This window comes from Mycobacterium sp. 20KCMC460 (genome assembly GCF_022179425.1).
In the GTDB taxonomy this organism is placed as follows: domain Bacteria; phylum Actinomycetota; class Actinomycetes; order Mycobacteriales; family Mycobacteriaceae; genus Mycobacterium; species Mycobacterium kiyosense.
In genome coordinates this window covers 5,801,311-5,819,290 of the sequence record NZ_AP025524.1, presented here as the reverse complement: position 1 = coordinate 5,819,290, position 17,980 = coordinate 5,801,311, and the positions used below count along the sequence as shown (strand labels likewise).

Genomic DNA, 17,980 nt, shown 5'->3' with positions numbered 1-17,980 from the left:
GACGTGTGCCAAAACTCTTGCCTACCTAGGGATCGTCGTTGTCTTCGTCGGGGGCGAAGAGTCGTTCGGGGTGGTGGATGGTGTTGATGCGTGGTTGGCCCCGGTCGTGGTGTGCCGGGGGTAGCCATTCGATGAGGCCGCGGTGGTTGGTGCGGGTGGTCCAGCCTTTGTCGGCGAGGCGGTTGTGGATGCCGCAGGCCAGGGCGAGGTTGGTGATGTGGGTGCTCAGGCAGGTGTGCCAGGCGGTGAGGTGATGGACCTCGGTGTGATACGCCGCAGCGGTGCAGCCGGGTCGGGTGCAGCCGCGATCGCGGGCATACAGCATCAGGCGTTGGGCGCGGTTGGCCAGCCGCTTGGTGTGGTAGAGCGCCAGGGGTGTGGCGCCGTCGAACAGGGCGAGGTAGGGGTGCGCGGCGCCCGACCAGCGGATCACATCGGACATCGGCACTAGACTGCCGCCGCCGGTGCGGGCTGTGCCGGTGCCGGCTTCCAGTTCGGCCAGGGGGGTGGTGACCACGATGGTGACGGGCAGCCCGTGGTGGCGGCCGAGGTCCCCGGAGGCCAGTAGCGCCATCAGCCCGGCGTGCAGCCCATCATGCTGACGCTGAGCGGTACCGCGGGTGTCGCGGCGGACCGCTTCGGGGTCCGGCTCGCCCTCGTCGATGTGGGGCAGGTGGTCCTCGGGGTTGGCGATGCCGGGGGCGGCCAGTTTGGCCCAGGCGGCTTCCAGGGCGGCGCGCAGCGCGGGGGTGATCCAGCCGGTGAGTTTGGACATGCCGTCGGGGTCTTGTTTGCCCAGACTCAGGCCGCGCTTGCGGGCGCGTTCGTCGTCGGAGAATTCCCCGTCGGGGTGCAGGTAGGCCAGCAGCGTGAGGGCGTAGTCCTTGAGTTGGTCGGGGCGCATGGCGGCGGCTTGGCCGGCCAGGTCGGCTTCGGCCTGTTCGCGGGTGCCGGCATCCACTTCCGTCGGTAAGTGTTTGACGAAGTCGCGGATCTCGTTCACGTGGCCGCTACCGATACGGCCGCGGCGTTGGGCGGCGGCGGTGGCCTCCAACCGCGGCGCCAACGGCTCCCCCGTCAGCGACACCCGCTCGCCCAGATCGGCGGCGTCGCCGATCCGCCGGCCAGCCTCCGAAGTCGTGATCCGCAGCCGATCGGCCAGCGCGTTACGCAGGGTGTCACCCAACTCCTCCTTGCTCACCGCGGCGAGCTGATTCAACAACTGATGCTGGGGCACCGGCAGCCGCCGCACCACCGTCTCCAAGCGCTCCAGGATCGCCATCCGCTCCGGGGTGCTCAGCACCTCAAACCGCAACTCGCACAACCGCTCGACGGCCGCATCGCACGCGTCGAGAACCTCGACGATCTCCTCACGCGTGTTCGCAAGCATGTTCGAATGATATCGCCGGGGTGTGACACGACACCGCCCCCGAGCGCGACCCTGTGGACAAACTCCCAACTGTGGATAATCCAAGCCGCGCCGGCGCAGCTCCGCGTCGTCCTACCCCGTGCCCGCCTGACCGACAGCGACCGATTCCCCTGCCAGCGAACACAATTCGGCCAGCGCGACCTGAATGCCGTCGGCAATCTCCCAGATGTCCGGAATGTGGTCGCTGCATGCCTGCATCCCGATGGTCATATCGTCTCTGTAGCTCCAGCCGGTGAAGTTCAAGCCGTACGGATAGACGATGGGCCCCACCGAGATCAGCTTCTCCACCGGCGCCCCACCGAAATACAGCCGACCCCGAGGTCCGGGAACGTTGGAGGCGATCAGGCTGTACGTCGGACGCTTTTTGGTCGCCGCCCCGAGGATCGGCAGGGCGCGCCCGTAGAACCAGAACAACGGCCAGTACTCCATCCAGTCGCCGAACAACCACAGGTCGCGCTCGTCGTGGACCGCTCGCGCGGCCTTGGTGTTGGCCGAGATCTGGTGCAACCGCCGGACGGGATCGGCTATGTCGGTGGCCAGCGAGGTGTACCAAGTAGTGACCTGATTGCCCCAGTCCACTTCGGCGCCGCGCGGCCGAATCGCCACTGGGACAACGGCGGACAACGATTCGGCAGCCAACTCGCCGTGCCGCTGCAGGTACGACCGGACGGCGCCACTGCACACAGCCAGGTACACGTCGTTGACCGTCACCCCGAACGCCGTCTTCACCGTCTTGATCTGATCGAGATCGCAAGTCACGAAGGCGAATTCGCGCCGCTCGGTGAACGGAGCGTTGAACGGGGCGGACGGAGCCGCGAAAGCCTCGGCGAAGCCGGGGCGACCGGCCTTACGGCGGGCACGGACCGTCTGGATCGTGCGCGCCGATCGGGCCAGCACATTGGGAAACCTTGCGGCCGCCGCAGCCTGGTGCCGCAACAGCGTTCCATACCACCGAGCCGCACCGGGCCGGCGCTCATCGGTCAGGCTGCGTGTGACGCCCGGCAAGGGTTCGTCGGGATCGGCACTGAGCATCGTCTCGAGCAGACGCAATGACGCCATACCATCGGCCAGCGTGTGATGCAGCTTGAGCACCAACGCGATTCGGCCGTCGACGAGCCCGTCGACATACCACAGTTGCCAGGACGGCCGGCTGTGGTCGAGCCCGCCCATGTTGATCTCGTTGATCTGCGCGGACAACTCCCGGTCACCGCCGGGAGCCGGCACGGAAACCCGCTTGACGTGGTGGTCGAGGTCGATATTGGGACGCTCGATCCACCAGGGTCGGCCCAGCCGCGATCGCAGCAACTGCCAGCGCAGCGGCTCGATCCGTTCCACCAGAGCCGGTAACGCCGCCCGGATCGCCTCGAAGGTCAGTGGTTGCTGTGCCGCGGCGGGATCGAGGACGACGGCCTTGATGGTGTGCTGGGGTTGCGTGCTCTTCTCCTGTTTGAGAAACAGGTTGTCGACACCGGTGAGACGACGCATCCGGCGCACCTCCACTTCCATTTCCGCTGGGTCACATCCAACCGTGTCGCAGCTGACCCGGCGGCGTGTTTTCCCGATGAACGGGAGGACGTCGCCGTCGCAACCCTCCGAAGCCGTAGCGTGACGACCGTGACGGAATCGACGACGCGGTTGGGGCCGGGCCCTGAAGTCGCGCAACGGATGGCCGCGGCCTTCGCCTCGATGCGCGACGGCAGCGCCGACGCCCAACAAGTCCGGGAGAGTCTGCGGGCCAGTCGCAAGCCGCGCCGGCACGTACCCGTGGCGCGGGTGGTGGATCGCCACATCTCCGGACCGGACGGCGCGCAGCTACCGGTACGGATCTACCAGCCGCACACCGGGCCGCCGGCTCCGGTGATCGTCTATCTGCATGGCGGCGGGTTCGTGCTGTGCGACCTCGACTCCCACGATGCGTGCTGCCGTCGGCTCGCCAATGGCGTTGGCGCCGTTGTTGTCTCGGTCGACTACCGGCTCGCCCCGGAGCATCGATTTCCGGCCGCGCTCGACGACGCCTGGGCGGCGACACGATGGGTAGCGGCGCACGCGGCCGAACTCGGCGGCGACCCGGGCCGGCTGGTACTGGCCGGCGACAGCGCCGGCGGGAACCTGGCCACCGGAGTGTGCCTGTTGGCCCGCGATCAGGGAGGACCGCCGATCGCGTTTCAGTTGCTAATCTACCCGGTGGTGGACCAGCGCCGCAAAGCGTCTGCGGCGCATGCCCGTTCGGCTCTCGGCGTGCTGACCATCGACCACCAACGCTGGTTCACCGAACAATATCTGGGACCGAACGGTGACCGCAGCGACGTTCGCGCGTCCCCGATCCTCGCCGACCTGGCGGGCCTGCCCCCGGCTCACGTCATCACCGGCGAGATCGATCCACTCTGCGACGAGGACGAGGAGTACGCCCAATTGCTGCAAGCCGCCGGTGTGCCCACCACCGTCCGCCGCTACCCGGGAATGTTCCACGGCTTCTTCAATCTGCCCGACGACATTCCCATCGCCGAACAAGCCAACGCCGACGCCTGCCGGGTGGTACGCGAAGCCCTGATCGGCCCACGCCCTCCGGAGGAATGTCGATGAGATTGACCAACACCCGCGCATTGATCACCGGCGCCAGCCGCGGATTGGGTCGCAGTATCGCCGAAGTGCTGGCTCGTCGCGGTGCCGAGGTCGCCGTTGTCGCCCGCGACGGAGCGGCGCTGGATCTGCTCGCCACGGAACTCGGCGGCAAGGCGTATCCGACCGACTTGAGCGATCCGGCGGCCGTCGAAGCACTTCCCGGCCGGGTCGAAGCCGACGGCCCGGTCGACATATTGGTCAACAACGCCGGGTTGGACTGTTGTCGGCTGCTGCCGGACACCTCCGCTCGGGAAGTGCGAGACTTGTTACAGGTCAACCTGTTAGCTCCGATGGAGCTGTGCCGCCAGCTGATGCCCCGGATGGTCGGCCGCGGGCGCGGACACATCGTGAACGTCTCATCGGTGGGTGCGGTGAGCGTGAGCCCCGGGGTCACTGTCTATGCGACGTCCAAGGCCGGGCTGAGTCACTTCACCGCTGGAATCCGCCAGGAACTCAAGGGCACGCCGGTGGGAACGACGCTGGTCCAGATCGGTGCGGTCAAAACCGACATGCTGGATGGCATAAGGCAATTCGGTCCGGCACGACGTGCGATCGAGCGATCGCAGCGAATGCACATGCTGCCGCGCGAAGACTTGGAACCGATTGTCGTGGCCGAGGCGATCGCCGACGCGATCGAACGCAACCGCCGCTACGTCACCCTGCCGCGCCGCATCGCGGCGTCGGCGATCATGACCGAGCTGCCCCGGCGGATGAGCGCGGCCATGCTGGCCGGTATCGACATGCGGGCAGACGCGTAATGAGCGCTACGGCAACACAGCTGGCGGGCAAGGTGATCATCGTCACCGGCGGTGCGCGGGGGCTCGGTGCCGCTTTCGGGCGCCACATCGTCAGCCGCGGCGGCAAGGTGGTGCTCGCCGACCTGCTCGACGACGACGGCAATCGCCTCGCCGGTGAGCTGGGGGAGTCGGCCCGCTTCGTGCATCTGGACGTGACCGATCCCGGACAGTGGGTGCAGGCCGTCCGATCCGCCACCGACGAATTCGGCCGACTCGACGGGCTGGTCAACAACGCCGGCGTGTCCACCGGGCAGTTCATCGAGCACGAACCCCTCGACCATTTCCGGGCGGTCCTGGAAGTCAACTTGGTAGGAGTGTTCAACGGTATCCAGGCCGCGATACCGGCCATGCGGAGCGCAGGTGGCGGCTCCATCGTCAATATCTCCTCTGCCGCAGGGCTTTTCGGCCTGGCGCTGACCGCCGGCTACGGTGCCTCCAAGTGGGGTGTGCGCGGGCTGACCAAGGTCGCCGCGGTGGAACTGGCCGGTGACCGGATTCGGGTCAACTCCGTCCATCCCGGAATGACGTACACCCCGATGACCGAGCAGGTCGGTATTCAGATCGGCGAGGGCAACTATCCGAATACGCCGATGGGCCGAGTCGGGCTGCCGGAGGAAATCGCCGGCGCGGTGGATTATCTGCTTTCTGATGACGCTGCCTACACGACCGGTGCGGAGATCGCCGTCGACGGCGGCTGGACGGCAGGTCCCACCGTGCAGTACGTGATGGGGCAGTAGCCCCGGCAGACGACTAGGTGGCGTTGGGCAGGTGGTCAGCGGCCCAGTCGCCGAAGGACGTCGGAAAGATCGTCACGTCTTCGTCCTCGAGTGGCACGATGCTGTGGTCGTCTAGGAGGCCGCCGAAATAGCGAGCCGCGGGATCGTTTACGACTTCGCGCGAATCATGATGTGCGGCTAGGCCGATGCGCACGAAGTCGTCCATGCTGTACTTTTCCGGCCCGGCCACGTTGATGATCGCGTTGAGTGGCTCGTCGAGCGCCGCGCGGGTGACCGCGGTGGCAACGTCGGCGGCCGCGATGGGTTGGATCGCCGCCTTGTGAGACAGACGCACGACCCCGCCTTCGGTCGCCGAGTCGGCGATTCCGGTGACGAACTCGAAGAACTGGGTGGCCCGCACGATCGAATATGGGGCTCCGGACTCGATGATGATTTTCTCCTGGGCGGCCTTGGCGCGCAGGTATCCGCTCTCCGGGACGCGATCGGTTCCCACGATCGAGAGCGCGACGTGGTTGTGCACTCCGGCGGCCTGTTCTGCCTGTAGCAGGTTCCGGGTCGAGGTGGTGAAGAATCTCAGCACGTCGTCGTCGGCGAATGACGGCGAGTTGGACACGTCGACGACGACGTCCGCGCCGGTCACCGCTTGCTCGACGCCTTCGCCGGTCACCGTGTCGACACCGGAACTCGGTGACGCCGAAACGGCTTCGTGACCGAGCTCGGCGAGGTTGGCGACGACCTGCGACCCGATCAGTCCCGTGCCGCCGACGACCAAGATCTTCATCGTGTTGCCTTCCGCAGTTTGCGACTTACCCAGTCGTCGATGCGACTGTTTACGAGCTTGGCAAACGCTGCTCGCAGACACCAGTCCACGGTTTGGCTGTTCTCCCGATACACCCTCGTTAAATCAACTGCTTGACTTAACGAGGGCTGCGCCGATTTACTCGACGGGTGGTCAACGAATTGACGGACAAAGTTGCCGCCGTCACCGGAGGCGCTGCGGGTCTCGGCCGGGGCATGGTGGAGCGCTTCGTCGCCGAGGGTGCGCGGGTCGTCATCGCCGATGTGGCGCGAGACCGAGGCGAGGAGCTCGCGGAGTCCCTCGGCCCGGCCGCGGTGTTCCAGCAGACCGACGTCTCCGATCAGCAACAGGTGGCAGCCGTGGTCGCGGCGGCCGTCGAAAGATTCGGCGGACTGCATGTCATGGTGAACAACGCCGGAATATCCGGGCCGCTGCGTCGCCTGCTCGACGAGGACTTCGAAGACTTCCACCGGGTGATGGGGGTCAACGTGCTCGGCGTGATGGCCGGCACCCGGGATGCCGCCCGGCACATGGCCGATCACGGCGGTGGCTCCATCATCAACGTGACCTCCATCGGCGGAATTCAGGCAGGCGGCGGCGTGATGACCTACCGCGCATCCAAGGCCGCGGTCATCCAATTCACCAAGTCGGCAGCGATTGACTTGGCCCGCTACGAGATTCGGGTCAACGCCATCGCCCCGGGCAACATCGCGACCGCGATCTTGTCCACCTCGGCCAACGCGACGGATCCCGCGGAGCTGGCGCGTTTCGAGGCGACGATTCGCCAGACGATGCGCGACGACCGCCCGCTGAAGCGGGAAGGCACGCCCGACGACGTCGCGGAGGCGGCCCTGTATTTCGCCACCGACCGGTCGCGGTACGTCACCGGGACGGTGTTGCCGGTGGACGGGGGGACGGTGGCGGGCAAGGTGAATCGCTCGCGCAAACGCGAGAATTGAGCCCATCGCGCCGCGACAATATCCCCATGGCCGCCCTGTCGCGAAACATCGCCCGAATCTCTCTGGCGGGCGTGCTGATCTTCGCGGGCATCGGGCATCTGACCTTTGCCCGAACCACTTTTCACGCGCAGGTGCCCCGGTGGCTGCCGTTGGACACCGACTTTGTGGTCGTCGCCTCGGGTGTGGTGGAAATCCTTCTCGGAGCGGCGCTGCTACTGCTGACCCGGCGGCGCACCTTCGTGGGCTGGGCGGTGGCGGTGTTCTTCGTCTTGGTGTTTCCCGGCAATATCTCCCAATTCGTGACGCACACAAACGCGTTCGGGCTCGACTCCGACCTGTCCCGGGCCATCCGGTTGTTGTTTCAGCCGCTGCTGGTGGTCTGGGCGCTGTGGTGCACCCAGGCCCGGGCTCAGAATTGATCCCGATTACTTCTTCTTCGCCGGCGACTTCTTCGACGGAGGCACCGCCGAAGCCATGACGGCCGCTGCGCGGTCCCATACCCGGTGCATGCCCAGCGCGGCCAGCAGTGCTGCGCTGGCTTTCTTGTCGATGTCGTCGGCAATCAGCACCCCCGGATCGTCAGGCGAGATGCCGGCCGATTCCAGGACGGCAACACCGTCTCCCCATGCAGCCACCGGCTTGCAGTGCCGAAAAGCCTCCTGCAGCAACGTCACCAGCTTGATGTCTCCGCTGGGGGTGGTGCCCGCAGCCACCACCACTGCGTCGAACTCGATCGAGCGTGCGGTCAACAGGGTGCGCTCCACGACCTCGATCCGCCGGCCCGACTTCAGTTTTCCGCCCACCGGCGCGGTGAGCAGCGGAACCGCGCCCGCGGCGGTCACCGCCTTGATCAGATTCCCCACGCCCGCGAGATCCGAGCCCGCGTCGGCGATGATGCCCACCTTGCGGCCCGCCACCGGACCGGGCTCGGCATACACCTGGGATAATGCCGGAGACTTCGAAACCTCTTTCGGCGGCTTGCCTTTCGGCGCTGGCAACCCCAGGCCGGCGGCGACCTGCTCACACAGGTCGGTGTCCACGTTGGCAAGCACCTCCAGCTGACGTTCCTTGATCGCCTGCTCGTAGCATTTGCCCAGCTCGAAGGTGAACGCCTCGATCACGTGCAGTTGCTCGACGCGGCTCAGGCTGCGATAGAACATCGCCGCCTGGCTGAAATGGTCTTCGAACGACACCGGATTCGCGCGCACCGCGGTTCCCTCGATTTTGCGCGGAGTCGGCACGTAGCCGCCGTCGCCGGCGTCGGCCACCTCCGGCTCGCCGTCGTCGATGCTGTTGGGACGGTAGGGGGCCAGGCCCTGATGAATGGCGGTCTGGTGCATTCCGTCGCGCAGCATGTCGTTGACCGGGCAGTGCGGGCGGTTGATCGGTAGCTGAGTGAAATTTGGTCCGCCGAGCCGGGTCAGCTGGGTGTCCAGGTAGGAGAATAGCCGGGCCTGCATCAGCGGGTCGTTGGTGGGCTCGATGCCTGGCACGAAGTTGCCGGTGTGGAACGCGACCTGCTCGGTCTCGGCGAAGTAGTTGGTGGGGTTGCGGTTGAGCGTGAGCTTGCCGATCAACGTGACCGGAACCAGTTCTTCGGGAACGAGTTTCGTCGGATCGAGCAAGTCGATGCCGTCGTAGGTGTCGGTGCCGTCGTCAGGCATGACCTGGATTCCGAGCTCGTATTCGAAGAACGCGCCCGCGTCGATGGCGTCGGCCATGTCGCGTCGATGGAAGTCGGGATCGCACCCGGCGGCAATCTGCGCCTCTTCCCAGACCAGGGAGTGCACACCCGCCACCGGCTTCCAGTGGAACTTGACCAGACTGGTCTTGCCGCGGCGATTCACCAGCCGGAAGGTGTGCACGCCGAACCCCTCCATGGTCCGGTAGGAGCGCGGGATGCCACGGTCGCTCATATTCCAGAACACGTGGTGAGTCGCCTCGGTGTGCAGCGACACGAAGTCCCAGAACGTGTCGTGGGCTGACTGGGCCTGGGGGATCTCACGGTCCGGGTGGGGTTTGCCGGCGTGGATGATGTCGGGAAACTTGATGCCGTCCTGGATGAAGAACACCGGAATGTTGTTGCCCACCAGGTCGAAATTGCCCTCGTCGGTGTAGAACTTGACCGCGAAGCCGCGGGTGTCACGTACCGTGTCGGCCGATCCGCGGGAACCCAGCACGGTGGAGAACCGGCAGAACACGTCCGTCTTCTTGCCTTTGCGGGCCAGGAACTCAGCCCGGGTGTAGTCCGACGCGTTGCCGTAGGCCTCGAACACGCCGTGCGCCGCCGCGCCCCGGGCGTGCACGACCCGCTCGGGAATGCGCTCATGGTCGAAGTGGGTGATCTTCTCCCGCAGATGGAAGTCTTCCAGCAGACTCGGACCACGGCTGCCGGCCTTGAGGGAGCGGTCGGTGTCGGGCAGTCGCACCCCCTGGGCCGTGGTGAGGTATGAACCCTGCTGAGCGCGCGGGTCGTGCTCGGGACTGTCGCCGTTGGTGGTGGCCCCGGTCGGGCTGGTGCGGCGGGGGTGGATTGCGAGGGCTTGCGGGCGGGGGGCATGTCAACTCCTGATATATTCGACGGGATTTTTTGTTTGGACCAAAGATGTTGTTGGGCAACGTAATTGCGCTATTCGAGGGGCGGGGAACGTTCTGCGGTGACCGCGCTCACCGGTCGGCCGTCGGCTCGCCGGCGGATGAGGCCGTCGGATTCGAACGACGACAGCCACCCTTCCATCGGCCACCATCCCCAGCGCCGGTGGAACACGGCGGCGTTGCGCACGATGTCGTCGAGATGGTCCACGGGCGGGTTGGTGACCCGATGGTGTTGGTGGAATGCGTGCGCCCCGCCGACCCAGCGCATCGGCACGCCGCGCGCTGCGGCGCACTGCGCGAAGTCGGTGTCTTCACCACCGTAACCGCAGTAAAGCTCGCAGAATCCGCCGATTCGCTGCCAGGTGCTGGTCCGCACGGCGAACGACAGCGACCAGAACAGGGCATAGTCCGTGGTGTCGAACACCTCGTCGTCCGCTGGCGATGGCCGGGCCGGGTGAGGCTCGGGATGCGCCCGGATCTCCGACAGTGAATACCCGCCCGGCCCGGTCGGGGGCAGGTATGTCACCGGTCCGCACAGCAGGGCGTCGGCGTGGTCGGGCCCGCTGGCGACGGCGTGGTAGCGGTCGATTAGGGCGGCTGCGGGAATGCAATCGACATCCAAAAAGACCAGCAGCTCAGCGTTTTCGCGGATCGCGGTGTCGGCGCCCAGATTGCGCCCGCGCGCGATGGGCAACGGGTGCTGCGCCGGGCAGTCGACCACGGCCGCCCCCGCGCCGGACACGGCATCGGCAACGCCGGGATCGCCGAGCGCGACGATCACGTGAAGGTCCGGTCGCCGCACGCTGTGTTGCAAGCCTTCGAGTTGACGACGAAGATGCCCGGCCCGGCCGTGCACGGTGGTGATGACAGCAGTTTTCACGCTGCACCTCGCCGGCACCGCTGCGCGGTGGCTTCGATGGTGGCGGCCGCGCGGCCGGCGGCGCCGTCCACCCGCCAGCGCGTCCAGCGTTGCGTGTCGGCCGCGCACGCGTGGTCGAGAAGTGCCGGCCAGGCCCGCGATTCGGGCCACCGGCGCGCCACCGCGGCCAGCTGATGGCGCCGCAGAACCGTTGCTGTGGAAAGCTGTTCGTCAAAGGGCCGGGATTGCGGGATGACTACGGCCGGTCGTTGCGCAGCCGCGACGTCGGCGATGCATCCTTGGCCGGCGTGGGTGACGACCACATCTGCGGCACAGATGGCCGGCCACGGGTCGGCCTGCCACGTGCCGCTGTCGCCGCCGAGTCTGGTCCAAGTGGCGGCAGGCTCGGGTGACTGCTCCGGGGCAGCGCCGAATTCGTTGCCGGCGCCGCCCAGTACGAGGACACGCAATGTATGCGGCGACGCCGGCCTGGCCCCGGGGCCGCGGCTTCGCCCCTCGAAACGGCTTATGCCCCCGACGTAGCTCGTCTTGTTCGAGTACTGCTGGAGCCATGGCGGTGTACACAGCTGGCGTGGCCACGCGGCCACGATGTGATCGGCGAGGCGATGTACCAATTGGTGCGGCCCGTCCACCCGGTTGCCCGGCAGTGCCATCACAATGACCGGAATACCAAGCAGCCGAACAAATGTCGCTACCTCGACCGAGACGTCGACGACGACGGCCTCGGGCTGCGCCCGCGCCACCCAGTCGGCGATCGCGCTCATCCGGGCGCGGAATCCTGGGTCGTGGTGCGGGGCCCAGTGCAGGGCACCGTGCGCCGTTGGTTCGGATGCCGGGTCTTGGTCATCACGCGGTAGCTTCACGATCGCCGAAAACGGATGCGGCTCCAGGATATCCAGGGACGTCAAGGCCGTCACCGGGCGACGCATCGCCGCGCAGACACTGACCGCCCGCGCCAGATGCCCGAAACCCTCGTGGTGAATGTAGTAACCGATCATCTGGCATACCCGTCGTGTCGTCGATCATCTGCCGGTACATGTCCAAGTAGGTAGCCACCATCGCCGTCGCCGAGCAGTGCGCAATGGCGTGAGCACGCACCTGCTCTCGGGGCAACAGGATTACCTCGCGTGCGGCCGCGGCCATTGCGTCGACGTCGCCGGCGGCCACGATCCGGCCCGAGCGGTCGTCCACTACCTCCGGGACACCGCCACGGTCGAACGCCACCACCGGCGTGCCACACATCATCGCCTCGGCGACGACCAGACCGTAGGGTTCATCCCAGGCCGGAGTCACCAGCGCCGCGGCGGAGTTGCCGACCAAGTCGGCCAGCCGGTCATGGTCGACGTGACCTGCATACCCGATGTCGCCCAGCAGCCGCGGCCGCACGTGCCGGGCAAAGTATCCGTCGTCGCAGACCGGACCGGCCAACACCAGTGGCAGGCCCGCACGTCGCGCCGCGTCGATCGCCAGATGGGGTGCCTTTTCCGCGGTGATCCTGCCGAACCACACCAGCGACTTCCCACCCGGCCCCAACGGCCATTGCCGGCTGTCGACGCCGTTGGGTACCACCGTGATCTGCCCGGCCACGTCCTTCCACGCGGCGGCCGTATGACCGGATACGGCGGCGAATCGGGTGCCGGTGCTGACTGCGGCGTCGATCGCCGATTCCAGCCAGGGCGTGGGCGGCGTGTGGACGGTGGTGAGCATCGGAGTCCGCAGCGTCGGCGCCATCGCGACCGGCAGGTAATGCAGGCTGTGATTGTGGATGATGTCGAAATCGGCGCCGGCCGAACCCGCGAGCCCAAGCATCAGCGACAGGTAGGCGTGGTGGTCGGCCATGAACGCGGCCGGGGGCATGGACACGTCGTGGCGGGCGGCCTCGGACAGCCCCAACGGCCGCACTTCGAGGGTGGCGCATCCCAGCGCGGGGTCCGAACCCGCCGCGGCGAACAAGGTCACCTGGCACCCGGCCTCGGCCAGCCCGCGCGCCAGCTGGCAGACATGCGCCTCGAGGCCGCCGGCGAAGGGTTGGCGGATGGGGTAGCGGTTCGAGGCGATCAGGGCGACGCGCAATCCCGGCACGGCAGTCGTCATGCCAGCACGCTTCGATAGATGTCTCGGTGGGCGTCGGCCAGCTCTCGGCGTTCGGCCATCCGGGCTGCCCACCGTGCGCGTGGGGCCGGTTCGCCGGCCGCCCAGCGCGCGTAGGCCTCCTGCACCGCGTGCCGTAGCGACGCTTCGTCGAAGCCGGCGTCGTGCAAGTCGAAGACGCCGCATGGCCGTTGCTCGTGGTAGAAGCCGCAGGTGGGCGCAATGACGGCGGTGCCCAGATCGAAGCAGGCCTCCAGCCAGCCCGAGTGGGTGCCGAAACGGTAGGGCAGCACCGATACCGTCAGCGACGCGAGGTACGCCCAGAGTTCGTCGTCGGTGAAGTATGGATGCACCTCGACCCGCACCTGCCGGTGACGGCGGTACCGCAGCAGGGCGGCGCCTACGTCGGGGGCAAACCAGTGGTTGTCCGGATCGAAGATCTCGTCGTGGACGTCGACCCGCAGCGTCGCGCGCGGTAACTCGGCGACGATCCCGGCCAGCGCGTCCACCACGGGCAACGGATCCATGTTGGCGCGCAAGCTCTTGGCGTGCAGGCCCACCACGAAAGTGCTGTCGCGGGACCGGCGTCGCTCGATCAGGTCGCGGTCGAGCACGTGGGGATGCGGCAACACCTGTGCGTGTCGCTGCCAGCGAAGCCAAATCTGCTGTGCTGCACCAGGGGTGAGGGTGATCAGTTCGTCGGCCGCGGCCACCAGCACTTGCTGCTGCTCGCTGTGGGCCGCCGGATCCAGGTGATGCGGATTGCGCAGGTCGTGCACCGTGTACACCAGCGGCTTGTCGTGCATCTTGAGCTCCTGGACGACCTCGGCCAGCACCTCGGGGCCCAGGGCATCGAAGCCGAAATGGACGTGGAAGACGTCGAAGCTCTGATGGTTGTCGTCAACCCAGCCCGGCTCCAGCATCAGCGGCGGCCACCAGCCGCCAGGCACTGTGCGCCCGTCCGGAGGAATCGGATCATCAAGGCGGACAACACAATCCACGTCTAGATCGGCCAGGTGCCGTACATAGACGTGGGAGGCAGGTACCGAGGCGACGCGTACCACGAGTTCCTTCCCGAGTTGATGATGCGAATGGGCACAGTGAGGCCAGGCCGCGGTGAACGGTGGCCGGTCGCGGAGTTGTTCCTGCTGGGCTGAAGAACAGAGCCCACGTGTAGTACCCGTCATCGTTCGCGCCAAACGCCAGCCACCGCGGCCGGACAGCAGGCGGCGGGCGCTTCGGCGGAGGCACGGTTGCCCCGGGCCGCCACGGCCGATCGGCCGGCCGTGGCATTGCGGTGCATTTTCCTGGCCAGCGCCAAGGTGCGTTTGACGGCGCTGTCCGCGGGTATCAGCTTCCAATGACCTGCGTGCGGACTTCCCTCTGGCTTGCCCAGCGAAACCAAAAGCCCTGGGCGGCAAACATACTCGCCGACGGCCCGGAATCGGCCGACGTCATCGTGGTGGGCGCCGGCATCACCGGGCTGGTGACTGCGGTGTTGCTGGCGCGCGCAGGCAAAGATGTGCTGGTGGTCGAGGGACGCACGGTGGGCGCCTGCGCCACCGGCAACACCACCGCCAAGATCAGCCTGCTGCAGGCCACGCACCTGTCGAAGATCCTGCCCAAGCACGGCCGGGACACCGCTCGGGCCTACGTCGAGGGCAACCGGGAAGGTATGGAATGGCTGCTCAAGTACTGCGAGCAGCACAGCGTGGCAGTCCAGCACGAGGACGCCTACACCTACGCCCAGTCCGAGCAGGGCATCGCGTCGGCGCGCGCGGAATTCAAGGCCGCGCAGACCGTGGGCCTGCCCGTCTCCTGGGACGACGACGCCCCGGTGCCGTTTCCCTACCACGGCGGAGTGCGGCTGCCCCAGCAGGCGCAGTTCGATCCGATGTCGCTGCTGGACGCGCTGGCCGTCGAGTTGCTCGAGCACGGTGGGCGACTGGTCGAGAACTGCCGGGTACGCAAGGTGTCCAGCCGCGGCGACGGGGTGCGCGTGCAGGTCAACGACGAGTCGCGGCAAGACGTCGAAGTGCGGGCGGCGCAACTGGTGCTGGCCACCGGCATCCCGATCCTGGACCGCGGCGGCTACTTCGCCCGCGTCAAGCCGCAGCGGTCTTACTGCATGGCGTTCAAGGTGCCCGGCACCATCACCCGGCCGATGATGATCTCCACCGATTCGCCGACGCGCTCGGTCCGCTACGCCCCGGTCGGCGACGGCGAGGTGTTGATCGTAGGCGGGGCGGGACACACCGTCGGCCGGGAGAAGAGCCCGTCCAAGGCGCTCGACGAGCTGTCGTCGTGGACACGCCTGCACTATCCCGGAGCGCAGCAGACGCATTTCTGGTCGGCGCAGGACTACGAACCGATCGACGAGCTGCCCTATGTCGGCCCGATCTTGCCCAATTTCGAAAGCATCTTCGTGGCAACCGGTTTCAACAAGTGGGGGATGACCAACGGGCCCGCTGCCGCGTTGGCGCTGTCGAGCCGGATGCTGGGCGGACGGATGGACTGGGCGGGCGCATTCGCCAGCTGGAGCCGCCATGAGCTGACCGGCCTGGCAACCGCCATGCAGTCCAACCTCGAGGTGGGCTTCAACCTGGCCAAAGGCTGGATCACACCATCGGTGCACCTCGCGCACCGCAGTCCGACCGAAGACGGCCAAGGCGTGGTCAGCGGACCTCCGTGGCATCTAGAAGCCCGGTCACGGGTCGATGGCACCGAGCACCGCGTCTCGCCCGTCTGCCCGCACTTGGGTGGCATCGTCAACTGGAACGACGCCGACCAGGCCTGGGAATGTCCGCTGCACGGGTCGCGTTTCGCGCCCGACGGGACGTTGCTGGAAGGCCCGGCGACCACCGACCTGACCGCGTAGCGCGCGGCCGGACCCCAAACTGCGCCAAACTTTAAATCAATCGCTTGACTTAACGCCTGCGGGCGCGGTTGACTGTGCGGTATGACCACAGTCGGTCGACCCGTGCGCAGCGACCGGGCCAGCTCCACCCAAGAGGCGATCCTGGTCGCCGCCGAGCGACTGTTCGCCGAACACGGCGTATTCGCGGTGTCCAACCGGCAGGTCAGCGAGGCCGCCGGGCAGGGCAACAACGCCGCCGTGGGTTACCACTTCGGCACCAAGGCGGATCTGGTGCGTGCCATCGAGCAGAAGCATCGCGGACCGGTTGAGCAACTGCGCGAGCAGATGGTGGCCGCCCTGCCCGACCCCGCCGGGATGCGGGACTGGGTTGCCTGCCTGGTCTGTCCGCTCACCGAGCACCTCGAGGAACTGGGCAACCCGACGTGGTACGCCCGATTCGCCGCGCAAGCCATGACCGACCCGGCCTACCACAACATCGTCGTCAAAGACGCGCTGAGTTCGTCGTCGCTGGTTCAGGTGATCGACGGGATCAACAGCTGCCTGCCCGACCTGCCGGTCGCGGTCCGGTTCGAGCGAAACATCATGGCGCGCAACCTGTTGATGCACACCTGCGCGGACCTCGAACGTGCCCTCGCTGAGGGCACTTCGTTGCCACGACCGTCCTGGCGGGCCGCCGCCACCGGCCTCATCGACGCGATCGTGGGCTTGTGGCTGGCACCCGTGACTCCGGTAACTGAAGAGCCGAAGAGATGAAAGTCACTGTCAATCAAGACATCTGCGCTTCCTCGGGCAATTGCGTGATGAACGCCCCAGAGGTGTTCGACCAGCGTGACGAGGACGGCGTCGTCGTCCTGCTCAACCCGAACCCGCCCGCCGACCAGGCCGAGGCGACCCGTAAAGCCGCCGCATTCTGCCCGGCGCTGGCAATCCAGATCGAGGAGTGACTTTGTCCGACACGCTCACCGACCACACGACCGACACCAATATCCCCGAGTACCCGATGGCGCGGGCCGCGGGTTGCCCGTTCGCGCCGCCGCCGGACGTCATGGCGCTGGCCGCAGCCAGACCACTGTCCCGAGTACGGATCTGGGACGGCAGCACGCCCTGGCTGATCACCGGCTACGAGCAGTGCCGCGAGCTGTTCTCGGATTCACGGGTCAGCGTGGACGACCGGGTGCCGGGCTTCCCGCACTGGAACGCCGGCATGTTGTCGACGGTGCACAAACGACCCCGTTCGGTGTTCACCTCCGATGGCGAGGAGCACACCCGCTTCCGCCGAATGTTGTCCAAGCCGTTCACCTTTCGGCGGGTAGAAGCGCTACGTCCGGTCATCCAGCAGATCACCGACGATCACATCGACGCGATGCTGGCCGGGCCGCAGCCAGCCGACATCGTCACCGCCATCGCGTTGCCGGTGCCCTCGCTGGTGATCAGCCAGCTGCTCGGGGTGCCCTACGAAGACGCCGAGATGTTCCAGCACCACGCCAATGTCGGGCTGGCGCGCTACGCGACCGGTGAGGACACCGTCAAGGGTGCGATGAGCCTGCACAAGTATCTGTGCCAACTGGTCGAAGCGAAGATGGACAACCCCGCCGAAGACGCGGTCTCCGACCTGGCCGAGCGGGTCAAGGCAGGCGAACTGAGCGTGAAAGAAGCCGCGCAGCTGGGCACCGGGCTGTTGATCGCCGGGCACGAGACCACCGCGAACATGCTCGGTCTCGGGGTGCTGGCGCTGCTGCGCAATCCCGACCAGCTGCCCGCGATCCGCGACGCCGAAGACCCCAAAATCGTGGCCAACGCGGTCGAGGAGTTGCTGCGCTACCTCAGCATCATTCAGAACGGCCAGCGGCGCGTCGCCGTCGAGGACATCCCGATCGCCGGCGAGGTGATCCGCGCCGGGGAGGGCATCATCATCGACCTGGCTCCGGCGAACTGGGACGCACATGCGTTCACCGACCCGGACCGGCTCTACCTGCACCGGTCCAACGCCGATCGCAATGTCGCCTTCGGATATGGCCGGCACCAGTGCGTCGGCCAGCAGCTCGCCCGGGCCGAAATGCAGATCGTCTTCCGCACCCTGTTCCAGCGGGTACCGACGCTTGAATTGGCGGTGCCGCTGGATGACATCCCGTTCAAGGACGACCGGCTCGCCTACGGCGTCTACGAACTGCCGGTCACCTGGTAAGTCCCGAG

Annotated in this window: 17 protein-coding genes; 9 read left to right on the top strand and 8 right to left on the bottom strand. The window is 67.0% G+C overall.

Annotated elements, in window-relative coordinates:
• Positions 1 to 25: 25 nt before the first annotated feature.
• Together MKCMC460_RS26780 and MKCMC460_RS26775 are read right to left on the bottom strand one after the other, a co-directional pair.
• Entirely contained in the window at positions 26 to 1,390 is a 1,365-nt protein-coding gene (locus tag MKCMC460_RS26780) for an HNH endonuclease signature motif containing protein (protein ID WP_238305064.1), read from the bottom strand.
• Between the two features lie 111 nt (positions 1,391 to 1,501).
• Positions 1,502 to 2,914, bottom strand: coding sequence for a wax ester/triacylglycerol synthase family O-acyltransferase (locus MKCMC460_RS26775; RefSeq protein WP_236978126.1), 1,413 nt, complete (start codon positions 2,912 to 2,914; stop codon positions 1,502 to 1,504).
• A gap of 129 nt (positions 2,915 to 3,043) precedes the next feature.
• Here MKCMC460_RS26775 and MKCMC460_RS26770 point away from each other — a divergent pair, with 129 nt between their 5' ends.
• The 3 genes from MKCMC460_RS26770 to MKCMC460_RS26760 are packed head-to-tail and all read left to right on the top strand — an operon-like array spanning position 3,044 to position 5,585.
• Positions 3,044 to 4,012 carry an alpha/beta hydrolase gene (locus MKCMC460_RS26770; RefSeq protein WP_236978125.1) on the top strand — a complete coding sequence of 323 codons (969 nt, stop codon included), beginning with the start codon at positions 3,044 to 3,046 and terminating at the stop codon, positions 4,010 to 4,012.
• Positions 4,009 to 4,809, top strand: coding sequence for an SDR family oxidoreductase (locus tag MKCMC460_RS26765; protein WP_236978123.1), 801 nt, complete (start codon positions 4,009 to 4,011; stop codon positions 4,807 to 4,809). Before MKCMC460_RS26770 ends, MKCMC460_RS26765 begins: the two co-directional genes overlap by 4 nt.
• Positions 4,809 to 5,585, top strand: coding sequence for a glucose 1-dehydrogenase (locus MKCMC460_RS26760; protein ID WP_236978121.1), 777 nt, complete (start codon positions 4,809 to 4,811; stop codon positions 5,583 to 5,585). The genes MKCMC460_RS26765 and MKCMC460_RS26760 overlap by 1 nt, the downstream gene beginning before the upstream one ends.
• Positions 5,586 to 5,598: 13 nt before the next feature.
• On the opposite strand, the gene MKCMC460_RS26755 is transcribed toward MKCMC460_RS26760, so the two are convergent.
• Positions 5,599 to 6,366 (bottom strand): SDR family oxidoreductase, encoded by a 768-nt coding sequence (locus MKCMC460_RS26755; RefSeq protein WP_236978119.1) that lies wholly within the window; start codon positions 6,364 to 6,366, stop codon positions 5,599 to 5,601.
• Between the two features lie 167 nt (positions 6,367 to 6,533).
• Between MKCMC460_RS26755 and MKCMC460_RS26750 the strand changes: the two genes are divergently transcribed.
• Both MKCMC460_RS26750 and MKCMC460_RS26745 read left to right on the top strand, forming a co-directional pair.
• A complete protein-coding gene (locus MKCMC460_RS26750; protein ID WP_236978117.1) occupies positions 6,534 to 7,343 on the top strand; it encodes an SDR family NAD(P)-dependent oxidoreductase in 810 nt (269 codons plus the stop codon).
• A gap of 26 nt (positions 7,344 to 7,369) precedes the next feature.
• Entirely contained in the window at positions 7,370 to 7,762 is a 393-nt protein-coding gene (locus MKCMC460_RS26745; protein ID WP_236978115.1) for a hypothetical protein, read from the top strand.
• A gap of 6 nt (positions 7,763 to 7,768) precedes the next feature.
• On the opposite strand, the gene MKCMC460_RS26740 is transcribed toward MKCMC460_RS26745, so the two are convergent.
• The 5 genes from MKCMC460_RS26740 to MKCMC460_RS26720 all read right to left on the bottom strand — a co-directional run bounded on the left by MKCMC460_RS26740 (position 7,769) and on the right by MKCMC460_RS26720 (position 13,973).
• Positions 7,769 to 9,772, bottom strand: a complete 2,004-nt coding sequence (locus tag MKCMC460_RS26740; RefSeq protein ID WP_236984433.1) for a catalase — start codon at positions 9,770 to 9,772, stop codon at positions 7,769 to 7,771.
• Between the two features lie 200 nt (positions 9,773 to 9,972).
• Entirely contained in the window at positions 9,973 to 10,818 is an 846-nt protein-coding gene (locus MKCMC460_RS26735) for a glycosyltransferase family 2 protein (RefSeq protein WP_236978113.1), read from the bottom strand.
• Positions 10,815 to 11,711, bottom strand: a complete 897-nt coding sequence (locus tag MKCMC460_RS26730; RefSeq protein WP_236984431.1) for a glycosyltransferase — start codon at positions 11,709 to 11,711, stop codon at positions 10,815 to 10,817. The genes MKCMC460_RS26735 and MKCMC460_RS26730 overlap by 4 nt, the downstream gene beginning before the upstream one ends.
• Complete coding sequence (locus tag MKCMC460_RS26725; protein WP_236978111.1) at positions 11,665 to 12,912, bottom strand: glycosyltransferase family 4 protein; 1,248 nt, start codon at positions 12,910 to 12,912, stop codon at positions 11,665 to 11,667. Before MKCMC460_RS26725 ends, MKCMC460_RS26730 begins: the two co-directional genes overlap by 47 nt.
• On the bottom strand, positions 12,909 to 13,973 hold the full coding sequence (locus tag MKCMC460_RS26720) for a glycosyltransferase family 1 protein (RefSeq protein ID WP_236978109.1): 1,065 nt from the start codon (positions 13,971 to 13,973) through the stop codon (positions 12,909 to 12,911). Before MKCMC460_RS26720 ends, MKCMC460_RS26725 begins: the two co-directional genes overlap by 4 nt.
• 305 nt (positions 13,974 to 14,278) lie before the next feature.
• Between MKCMC460_RS26720 and MKCMC460_RS26715 the strand changes: the two genes are divergently transcribed.
• From MKCMC460_RS26715 to MKCMC460_RS26700, 4 genes are all read left to right on the top strand, one after another.
• Positions 14,279 to 15,787 (top strand): FAD-dependent oxidoreductase, encoded by a 1,509-nt coding sequence (locus tag MKCMC460_RS26715; RefSeq protein ID WP_236978107.1) that lies wholly within the window; start codon positions 14,279 to 14,281, stop codon positions 15,785 to 15,787.
• An 81-nt stretch (positions 15,788 to 15,868) separates the two neighbouring features.
• Entirely contained in the window at positions 15,869 to 16,540 is a 672-nt protein-coding gene (locus tag MKCMC460_RS26710; protein WP_236978105.1) for a TetR/AcrR family transcriptional regulator, read from the top strand.
• Positions 16,537 to 16,731, top strand: a complete 195-nt coding sequence (locus tag MKCMC460_RS26705) for a ferredoxin (RefSeq protein WP_236978103.1) — start codon at positions 16,537 to 16,539, stop codon at positions 16,729 to 16,731. The genes MKCMC460_RS26710 and MKCMC460_RS26705 overlap by 4 nt, the downstream gene beginning before the upstream one ends.
• Before the next feature lie 2 nt (positions 16,732 to 16,733).
• A complete protein-coding gene (locus tag MKCMC460_RS26700; protein ID WP_236978102.1) occupies positions 16,734 to 17,972 on the top strand; it encodes a cytochrome P450 in 1,239 nt (412 codons plus the stop codon).
• Positions 17,973 to 17,980: the final 8 nt, after the last annotated feature.